Source organism: Actinophytocola sp. (assembly GCF_035762905.1).
Lineage (GTDB): Bacteria > Actinomycetota > Actinomycetes > Mycobacteriales > Pseudonocardiaceae > DASYTH01.
This window is the reverse complement of sequence record NZ_DASUCC010000127.1, coordinates 49540-58923: the sequence shown is the minus strand read 5'-3', so window position 1 is coordinate 58923 and position 9384 is coordinate 49540. Positions and strand designations below refer to the sequence as shown.

Here is a 9384-nt window from a genome sequence, read left to right as displayed (position 1 = left end):
GTCGGGCGCCGGCCTCCGGCCGGTTGGTTTGGATCAGCAGTGACCGCGAACCGCACTCCTAGCCCGCGGGAACCTTGCCGTCCTCGGCGGGGGTGAGCCGCACGGTGATCAACTGGCGGAGTTGGACGGCGCAGTCCCGGTATGCCTCGGCGGATTGACCGTGCGGGTCGGAGATGTCGGCGCCCTGGGGGTCGAGCAGGATGGTCTTGTCTGCGGCGTCCGGGGCCATGGTGAGCACGGCGTCGCGATGTGCGGTGGTCATGGTGTAGACCGTGTGGGCTTCGGCGATCATCGCGAGGGTCAGTTGCCGGGCCCGGTGCTCGGTCGGGGCGGGACAGCCGAGCTCGGCCAGCGCGGTGGCCGCCGGTTCGGCGATCGGCGCGTCGGGCTTGGCGGTCAGGCCGGCACTGGCGATGCGCCACCGGCCGGTCGCGACGGCGGTGCGGGCGACGGCCTCGGCCATGGCCGAGCGGCAGGTGTTTCCGCTGCAGACGAACAGCAACAGTGGCGGGGCGCTGTTCCGGCGCAGGGCGGCGCGGATGGTCGGGTAGCTCAGCGCGAGGATCGCCAGGAAGACGAAGCCGGTGGCGACGAGCTGGCCGGTGCCGGGGAGGGCGATGCCGGTCAGGGCGGTCAGCCCGAACGAGGCGACCAGCCCGGAGAGCAGGCTGGCGCACCGGTTGGCCGGCACGCACCAGGTGTACTCGCGCGGGTCGAGGTAGATCAGCGTGCCGTAGCCGTACAGCGCCGAGTACAGCAGGCCGATCCCGAACGCGGGCAGCGCCGCGGGGGTGAACAGGAACGAGGTGAACCCCTCGCGGAGCGCCGCCGACACCGACCCGAGGCCCAGCACGGCGAGCACGGCACACAGCAGCACCTGCCAGATCGCCGCGGAGATCGCCTCTTCGGCGAAGTAGCGCCGGTCGGTCAGCTCGTCACCGGTCTTGGCGACCCGGCTCATGATCCGGAACCGGCCGAGGTACCCGCTGTAGTAGACGGCCAGGCTGAGCGCCGCACCGATGGTGAGGACGTAACTGTTCACATCGGACAGTGCGGTGATCACGGCGCACAGGCTGAACCCGAGCGCGGCCCAGGAGTATACGCGTACCCGGCGACCGCGCACGCTGTCCACGATCGGCGACAGGATCAGCACCCCGCCCCGCATCATCAGCAGCATGAACAGGATCGACACGCCGACGAAGGTGTAGTTCAGCGTGGTGGTGGCGATCACCAGCGCCATGCAGAACCCGGCGATGAGCATGGTGTTGCTTGGCAGGCGCAATCTCCGCCCGGCGACGCGCCGGGTTCCGATGTAGCGCCACCAGCCGGTCGCGACCAGGAACACCGTGGCGCCGACGAGTGTGCCCAATGCGGCGGCGGGCAGCAGCATGAATCCGACCACCGTCGTGTCCATTCCGGGCAGCAGACCGGAGGACAGCGCCTTGGTCAACGCGGCGTACGGGGTGTACCAGAGGAAGTATCCGAAGGCGAGGCCGAGCATGCCGCCGGCCAGCCACCAAGGTCGGCTCGCGGGCAGTCGGCTCTTGGACACGGTCGTATGCGACATGGCGGTCTCCGATTCCCGTTTGGTCCCCAGGGAATTACCGCGGAACTACCGCGCGGCACCGCCGGACTTGGCTTGAGCGCGGGAGATACCGGCGGTCAGCAGCGTCACCCACGCGATGCTGACCGCCCGCACTGTTCGGTTCGGCGGGTCCGGTGCCGATCGACCGGATCCTCCGCCCTGATCATCGGACGTATCAACGCTAACTCCGCTACCGGTGGGTAACCGCCCCGGGCGGTGCCGCTTCGTTATGGCACCCGGTGGGGCGCTGACCCGTACCGGGACGGTGCGGGTGTCAGGTGAGCACGCCCATGCGATCGGCCAACGGGCGAAGTTCTTCGCGGGTCAGCGAGTTCTCCCGGCGCAACAGTTCCCGGGTCAGCGTCCGAACGTTGACGTTGTACCGCAGTTCCTCGGCCGATTCCCGCTCCGCACGCAGCAGCATCTGCACCGCGGCGACGTCCTCGCTGCGCAGGCTGTAGGCCCGGGCCAACTCGACGTAGAAGACGAACCGGCGCTCCACACTGGGCACCGAGCCGATCTCGACCTGCTGGGCCGCCCGGATCGCCTCACCCGGCTTGGACAACTCCACCGCCAGCCACACCCGGTGGATCCCGACGTTGCTCGGTCCGAACACCGTGCGGAAGTCGTTGCGTTCCCCCACTTTGCGGGCGACCCGGTCGGCGATCTCCAACGCCGGCACCGCCTTGGGCTCCTCGCCGAGCCGGACGAACTGCACCGCGCGCAGCAGGTGCAGCGCACCGAAGATGCTCATCCGCTCCGGCGGGGCCTCCGGCAACGTCGGCTCCAACTCGGCCGCGGCGTCCGTGGCCAGGTCCAACACCACCTGGACGTGACCCTGATCGGCCAGGGTCATTCCCACGTTCCACGCCGATGCCGCCCGGTAGTCCAGATCATCGGCCTTGATCGCCGCCGCCATCGCCCGGTCCGCGGCCAGCAGCGACACGTCCTGCGCGCCGACCCGCTTGGTGAACGCCCGGGCCAGGAAGTACAGCATCGACGCGGTGCGCAGCATGCCGTCCCGCTCCGGACCGTCCACCTGCGGAATGCACGCCCGCACCTCGGTGATCAATTCCGGCAGCATGGCGCCGATCTGGTTGAACGGTCGCCGCTCCTGCCAGATGTCCCACGCCGTCTCCACCGCCTCGTCCAGCCGCTTGATGTCCGGCTCACCGGCCAGCTTGGGGTCGAACGACACCATCGCCGCCCGGATGGCCGGCACCGTCTCGTGCTCGCTGGGCTCCTCCGGCAGTTCGCCGACCGGCAACCCGGTCAACCGGTACAGATCACGCACCCGCAGGATCCGCGCGATCTCGATCCAGTCGGAGAACGAGGCGACCTGCCGGTCCCCGGACTCCCACTTGCGCCACGCCGAAACGGTGCAGCCCTTCAACTGTGCGCACTGCTCCTGCGTCAGCCCGATCCGCCTGCGATGCAAGCGGATCCGCTCACCCGGAGGAACACCCGGCTCGATCACAACGGCACACCTCGCCCATCCCCACGATCACTGCTCATGCTATGCCGACCGAAGCCGGACACAGCATGCATACCTAGGTAGTGCGCGGCGAACCGGAGCCGCCGACCGGCGGTCGTGGTGGGGTTCGGCGTCGGATCGGTGGAGTGTCGGGACCGGTTTCAGCCGGTGCGGATCACGAAGAGCTGGTCCAATCCGGAGGCGGCGCCCCAGACCTCACCCGGGCGGCCGAGGAGCTGCCGGGCGCCCTCGGCACCTTCGGGCAGCCCGACCGTGGTGAACGCCTCGGTGGCCGGGTCGAAGCGCACGACCGTGCGGGCGCCGAAGTCACTGGCCCACACGATGTCCCGGTCGTCCACGTAGACCGCATAGGTCCGCGGTGCCGCGCCGGGCAGTCGCCACTCCCGCCACTGGCCGGTCGCGGGTTCGTAGCGACCGATCTGGCCGGCGTTGTACTCGCTGACCCAGATCTGGCCGCGGCTGTCCGCCCACACCCGGCGCGAGCCCTGCCCGGCGGTCGGCGGCTCGATCGGAGTGGCCGCGCCGGTACCGGTGTCGATGCGGGCGATGTGGCTGCCGGCCAGCGAGGCGTAGTAGACCTCGCCGGCATGGGTGGCGACGATGCCGTACGGGCCGCGCCCGCGCGGGGCGTCGTACACGGTCATCGCACCGCCGCGCGGGTCGAGCCGGCCGTAGATTCCGTTCTGCCCGGTGAACCACAGCACGCCGGCGTCGTCGAAGGCGGCGGTGTTCAAGTTGGCGTTGGGCCGATCGGCCGGCAGCGGGAACCGTTGGACCGCGCGGCTGGCGGCGTCGACCCGCACGATCGCGTTCAGACCGCCGTCGGTCACCCAGGCCGCGCCGTCCGCACCGATGATCACCCCGTGCGGCCGCGCGCCCTGCCCGAGCGGGACCTGGGTCACGGTGCGACTCGCGGGATCGAGGTGACCGAGATACCCACCACGCTGCGCGGTGAACCACACCCCGCCGTCCACCGCGGGAGCGACGTCGTGCGGACCCGCACCGGCCGGCAGCTCGAAGGCCTCCAGCCGGGGCTCGACAACCACCGGGGTGGGCGGACCGGCGGGCACCGGACTGGTCGGCAGCACCGACTCGGAGGTGGGCACCGAGCTGGGCGCGGGATCGCCGACGCATCCGGCCAGTGCGAGCACGCCCGTGCACATCGCCGCGAGCACCGGAGCAGCCACAGCCGTCCGCATGTCCCGAATATGCCTGGCCAACGGCAAAATCCGCGTGTGGTCAACCGGTCGAGTCGGTCTGGTGAGCAGGCCAAGGTCGCAGTGACTCACGGTTGCCCCGGCACTCCCCTCAGTCACCAGGGCGACCGGCCGGACGGCAGCGGGGCCTCGCCGACGTGCTCGGCCGTACCATGCACAGCGCTGCCCGGATGAGGGCTAACCTCACTGGTCGGCACCCGTGTGCGATGCCTGACGAGGAGGGTTCGATGTCCGCTCCCAATCCACGTTGGCGCAGGATCTGGCCGGTGGCCGCGATCATCGGCGCCGGGCTCGCGATCGCCACGGCGGCCGCCTTCGTGAGCGAGGCCACCGGAGCCGACGACCCCGTCGAGACCGTCCAGCCCCAGGCCACCCAAACGATCACCGAAACCGTGACCGAGAGCACCGTGGTCACCATCACCGCCGCACCGGCACCACCGGCCGGCCCGGCCAGCCAGTTCGGCGACGGCACGCACATCGTCGGCCTCAACATCACCCCGGGCGACTACCGCACCGCCGGTCCCAACGGCACCAACCCCGGGGGCTGCTACTGGTCGGTCCGAAAGGCCGACCGGTCGAGCGTCACCGACTACGGCAAGTCCGAACGTCCGACCCAGATCACCGTCAACGGCGGCGAACTCGTGGAAACCAACGGCTGCCACGCCTGGACCCACGTCTGACCGACGGGACCGGATCGACCTCCAACCGGCGGTCGACCAAACCGAACTCGGTGGACCCGGCGGCGTTCGGTCCGGACAATCCGCGCCGTGGGGTCGGGGTTGGTGCCGGTGCTGTGGTTGTCCGGGCCGCCGGGGGTCGGAAAGACCACGGTCGGTTGGGAGATCTACACCCAGCTGGTCGGGTCGGGGCTGGAGTCCGGCTACGTCGACATCGACCAGTTGGGCATGTACTACCCCGAGCCGGCCGCGGATCCGGGCCGGCACTGGTTGAAGGCGCGCAACCTTGGTGCGGTGGTCGCCGGGTTCCGGGCCGCTGGAGCCCGGTGTGTGGTGGTGTCCGGTGTGCTCGATCCCGGGCACGAGGTCCCGGCCGGGGCGGTTCCGGACGCCGTGCTGACCGTGTGCCGGTTGCGCGCCGACGGGGCTGAGCTGCGCCGTCGGCTCGCGGCCCGCCGGTTGCCGATCGGCGAGGTGGAGCGGGCGCTGCGGGAGGCCGACGAACTCGACACCGGTGCGGTCGCCGGCGGCTCCGTGGACACCACCGGGCTGCCGGTGGCCGACGTGGCCCGGTTGGTGCGCGATCGCACCGGGTGGCCGGTGCCGAGCGGCCCGAACCCGTCCCCGGCACCGGTGCGGCCGGCCGGACCCGACGCCGACGGGCGGGTGTTGTGGCTGTGCGGACCGACCGCTGCCGGCAAGTCGGCCGTCGGTTTCGCGGTGTACCAGAAGGTGTTGCGGTCCGGGCGAACGGCGGCCTACCTCGACCTGGACCAGATCGGCTTCCGCGGTCCCACCCCGGCCGGTCATCCGGTGCGGGCCGGGATCATGGCCACGATCTGGCGGACCTACCGGCAGGCCGGTGCGCGGGACCTGGTCGTGGTCGGCCCGGTCGAGGACGAGGCCGCGTTCGCGGTGTACTCGCACGCGCTGCCGGCGACGCGGATCACGCTGCTGCGCCTGCACGCCGGACGCGACCAGCTGACCAACCGGATCCTGTCGCGTGGTCAGGGTTCCAACTGGACACAACCCGGCGATCCGTTGGTGGGCAAGCCGATCCCGCATCTGCTCCGGATCGCCGACCACGCGGCCGGTGCGGCCGAAGCATTCGATCGCACCGCACTCGGCCACCGCATCGACACCGACCACCGCACGGTCGAGGAGGTCGCCGCGCACGCGTTTCGATGGTCAACGCGGTAGTGGTGCGTCGGCGTGGTGGACGGTGAAGTCGCCGCGGACGGTCGGGGCGAAGGGGGCCGGGGCGAGGCAGGGTCGAAGGTCGGTGCCGTCGGCGAGGCCCCAGGAGAAACCCATGCGGTCCTGGTCGGCGTCCAGGACGCTGAAGCCGACCCGCATGCCGGTGGGGAGTTGGCCGTGCGAGGTCGACGTGACGAGTGCGGTGACGGTCGCGGACGGGCCGCCGGTGAGCAGACATTCGACGGCGGCCTCGACGCGGAACGTCGTGTCGCCGATGCGGTGCGAGAAGTGAACCGTGCCCCGGGCGTCGGTCGGCAGGCCCGACGGTGCTTGCGGTGTCGGCCGGGTGAACGCGGCGGCATGGGCGTCGAACCGGAACCGGATGTCGTCGTTCGGCGCGTAGTGGAACCGGATCTGCGCCCAGCCGACGACGCCGGCCGGCCTGGCCGGCGTTGCGACGGCCTCGGGTACGGCGGCGGCGCCGGTGAGCAGGGTGCCGGCGGCGACGAGAACGATGAGTGCCTTCATGGCACGCACCTTCGCACCGGCCGGCTGAGGAGCCGCTGAGGAGCTGAGGAACCGCTGAGCGCGCCCATGTAGCGAACCCAACGCGGCCGATCCGCGGGATTCGACCACCGTCCACATGGTACGGTCGACGCGGGAGACGCCGTGGACCCGTCCCTCGGTTCACAGTGCCTCGGCCATGCTCCTCGAGCGAAAACTACCGGCTCTCTTCGTTCAGTCCCGGTGTTCCGGACGATATCGTTGCCGCGACCCGGCGTTCGTCGATCCGGCTGGGGGCACTGTGACCGGGAGGTAGAACGTGCGGAAGCTCCTTCTCCTGAGCTGCTTGGCGACTCTTGGCGCGCTCGTGCTTTCCGGGTGCGACTCGGCACCGTCGGCGAGCTCCGGTGGGAACGGTTCGGGTACCGGCGACGAGTTCGGCAGCATGTCCACACTGGCCGATCTCGTCAAGGACAAGCGCGGCCAGCACCAGTCGGCGCACATGACGATGGTGATCACCACGGCCGGTGAGTCGTTCACCGCCGAAGGCGACGTGCTGTTCGGCGACAACCTCAGGCTGGAGACGACCTTGCGGCTTCCGGAGACGGCGCCGGTGACCGCGCGCCTTGTGGACGGCGTGGCGTATGTCCGGTACAGGGACAAACCCTGGATGAAGGTCGACACCGAGGGCAAGCTGAGCGCGCGGACGGTGGGCGGTGCGGTCCAGCGGATCAAGGCCTACATCGACCCGGCCCAGTTGGTGCCCCGACTCGCCCGGAGCGGAAGAATCACCGGCAGGACGACCGAGACGGTGCGGGGCGAGCAGGTCACCCGCCACGTCGTGACCGTCGACGTGCGGAAGGCCGCGGCGGAGCAGACGGATCCCGAGTTCAAGAAGACGATGGACGAGGCGGGCGCGGCGGGCGCGACCACCTTCCCGGTCGAGGTGTGGCTCAACAAGGACGAGCTGCCGGTGCGCACGGTCGCCGAGATTCCGGTCAAGAACTCGCAAACCGGACAGTCGACCAAGACGAAGGTCACCGTGGACTACCAGGACTGGGGCAAGCTGGTCGACATCACCGCCCCGCCCGCGTCCGACGTCGGCTGAGCCCGGGGCGACGTGTCGTGTGGAGCCTCCACTTCGGACACCACCGGCTCGCCGGCACGATCTCGTAGGCCGCCACGCCGCCATACTGGCAACAGGTACCGACGAGATCCGGGAATGATCTCGGAGTCCCCGGTGTTCGCTCCGGATGTGACGGGTGAGCGGGGTGTAGGTCTGCGATCAGATCGCGGTCCGGTCCTGCTGTCGGTGATGCTGTCGGTGGGCCTGGTGGCGATCGATTCGACGATCCTGGCGACGGCGGTCCCGGCCGTGGTCGACGATCTGGGCGATTTCGCCCTGTTCCCATGGCTGTTCTCGATCTACATGCTGGCCCAGGCGGTCTCCGTGCCGCTGTACGGGAAGTTCGCCGACATCTTCGGGCGCAAGCCGATGATGATGATCGGGGTCTCGATCTTCCTGGTGGCCTCGATCCTGTGCGGTGCGGCGTGGAGCATGGTGTCCCTGATCGTGTTCCGGGCGCTGCAGGGGCTGGGCGCCGGCGCGATCATGCCGACCGGGCAGACCATCGTGGCCGACATCTACAGCCTGGCCGAGCGGGCCAGGGTGATCGGCTACCTGGCCAGCGTGTGGGCGACCTCGTCGGTGGTCGGACCCACGCTCGGCGGGCTGTTCGCCGACTACCTGTCCTGGCGGTGGATCTTCTTCATCAACGTCCCGATCGCCGTTGTGGCCATGGCGATGTTGCACCGCGGGTTCACCGAGGACGTCACGCGCACCACCCACAAGATCGACTACGCCGGGGCGGCCCTGCTGGCCGCTGGCGGCGGGCTGCTCATCCTCGGCCTGCTCGCCGGCGGGGTGAACTGGGCGTGGGGATCGCCGGCCAGCATCACCGTGCTCACCGCGGCCGCCCTGCTGCTGGTCGCGTTCGGCCTGGTCGAACGGCGTGCGGCCGAACCGATCCTGCCGCTGTGGATGTTCCGAAAGCGGGTGCTCATCGGGTCCAACTCGGTCGCGCTCTGCGTCGGCGTGCTGCTGATCGGCCTGACCTCCTACGTTCCGCTGTACGCCCAGAACGTGCTCGGCACCAGCGCCGTGGTCGGGGGGTTCGCCGTCGCCGCGCTCACCCTCGGCTGGCCGTTCGCCGCCACCATGTCCGGCCGGGTCTACCTGCGGGTCGGGTTCCGCGCCACGGCTCTGCTCGGCGGCGCGCTGGCGATCACCGGAAGCATCGTCCTGGTCACCGTGGACCCCACCAGTTCGGTGCTGCGACTCGCGGCCGGCTGCTGTGTCCTCGGCGCCGGACTCGGGTTCATCAGCGCGCCGTCCCTGGTCGCCGCCCAGGCGTCGGCGGACTGGCAGACCCGCGGAACCGTTACCGGCGCCAACATGTTCGCCCGTTCGGTCGGCAGCGCCGTGGGCATCGCGGTCTTCGGCGCCATCGTCAACACCACCGTCACCGGCGGCGGACCGCACCCCACCGCCAAGGACGTTCCCGGCGACCTGCTGGCCGGCGCCATTCACACCGTTTTCGCCGGCACGCTTGCCGTCGCCGTCATCGCCATCTTGGCCGTCCTGATCATGCCCGGTGGCGTGCCGGTCGACGAGCCGGATCCCGCACCGTCCGCTGTGGACTGACCGTG

General features: G+C 70.4%; 8 protein-coding genes. 4 read left to right on the top strand and 4 right to left on the bottom strand.

The genetic code is table 11. The features are described from left to right. Positions 1 to 58 precede the first annotated feature (58 nt). The 3 genes from VFV67_RS26965 to VFV67_RS26955 all read right to left on the bottom strand — a co-directional run bounded on the left by VFV67_RS26965 (position 59) and on the right by VFV67_RS26955 (position 4279). A complete protein-coding gene (locus VFV67_RS26965; RefSeq protein ID WP_326473459.1) occupies positions 59 to 1567 on the bottom strand; it encodes a hypothetical protein in 1509 nt (502 codons plus the stop codon). Positions 1568 to 1859: 292 nt separating this feature from the next. Further along, on the bottom strand, positions 1860 to 3062 hold the full coding sequence (locus tag VFV67_RS26960; protein WP_326473458.1) for a helix-turn-helix transcriptional regulator: 1203 nt from the start codon (positions 3060 to 3062) through the stop codon (positions 1860 to 1862). Positions 3063 to 3220: 158 nt separating this feature from the next. Continuing rightward, entirely contained in the window at positions 3221 to 4279 is a 1059-nt protein-coding gene (locus VFV67_RS26955; protein ID WP_326473457.1) for a virginiamycin B lyase family protein, read from the bottom strand. Between the two features lie 245 nt (positions 4280 to 4524). Between VFV67_RS26955 and VFV67_RS26950 the strand changes: the two genes are divergently transcribed. Both VFV67_RS26950 and VFV67_RS26945 read left to right on the top strand, forming a co-directional pair. Next, a complete protein-coding gene (locus tag VFV67_RS26950) occupies positions 4525 to 4977 on the top strand; it encodes a hypothetical protein (protein ID WP_326473456.1) in 453 nt (150 codons plus the stop codon). An 87-nt stretch (positions 4978 to 5064) separates the two neighbouring features. After that, entirely contained in the window at positions 5065 to 6174 is a 1110-nt protein-coding gene (locus tag VFV67_RS26945) for a hypothetical protein (RefSeq protein WP_326473455.1), read from the top strand. Here the strand turns inward: VFV67_RS26945 and VFV67_RS26940 are convergent. After that, the gene (locus VFV67_RS26940; RefSeq protein WP_326473454.1) at positions 6163 to 6699 is read right to left on the bottom strand and encodes a hypothetical protein; all 537 of its coding nucleotides are present in this window, start codon (positions 6697 to 6699) and stop codon (positions 6163 to 6165) included. The two genes, VFV67_RS26945 and VFV67_RS26940, sit on opposite strands and share 12 nt — an antisense overlap. A 322-nt stretch (positions 6700 to 7021) precedes the next feature. Between VFV67_RS26940 and VFV67_RS26935 the strand changes: the two genes are divergently transcribed. Beyond that, positions 7022 to 7783: a hypothetical protein gene (locus VFV67_RS26935; protein WP_326473453.1), complete on the top strand. Its 762-nt coding sequence runs from the start codon at positions 7022 to 7024 to the stop codon at positions 7781 to 7783. A gap of 114 nt (positions 7784 to 7897) precedes the next feature. After that, positions 7898 to 9379, top strand: a complete 1482-nt coding sequence (locus tag VFV67_RS26930; protein ID WP_326473452.1) for an MDR family MFS transporter — start codon at positions 7898 to 7900, stop codon at positions 9377 to 9379. The last annotated feature ends 5 nt before the right edge of the window (positions 9380 to 9384 follow it).

Excerpts from the sequence above, each read along its gene's own strand:
- VFV67_RS26965 (WP_326473459.1), bottom strand. The coding sequence starts at position 1,567 with ATGTCGCATACGACCGTGTCCAAGAGCCGACTGCCCGCGAGCCGACCT.
- VFV67_RS26955 (WP_326473457.1), bottom strand. The coding sequence starts at position 4,279 with ATGCGGACGGCTGTGGCTGCTCCGGTGCTCGCGGCGATGTGCACGGGC.
- VFV67_RS26950 (WP_326473456.1), top strand. The coding sequence starts at position 4,525 with ATGTCCGCTCCCAATCCACGTTGGCGCAGGATCTGGCCGGTGGCCGCG.
- VFV67_RS26940 (WP_326473454.1), bottom strand. The coding sequence starts at position 6,699 with ATGAAGGCACTCATCGTTCTCGTCGCCGCCGGCACCCTGCTCACCGGC.
- VFV67_RS26930 (WP_326473452.1), top strand. The coding sequence starts at position 7,898 with ATGATCTCGGAGTCCCCGGTGTTCGCTCCGGATGTGACGGGTGAGCGG.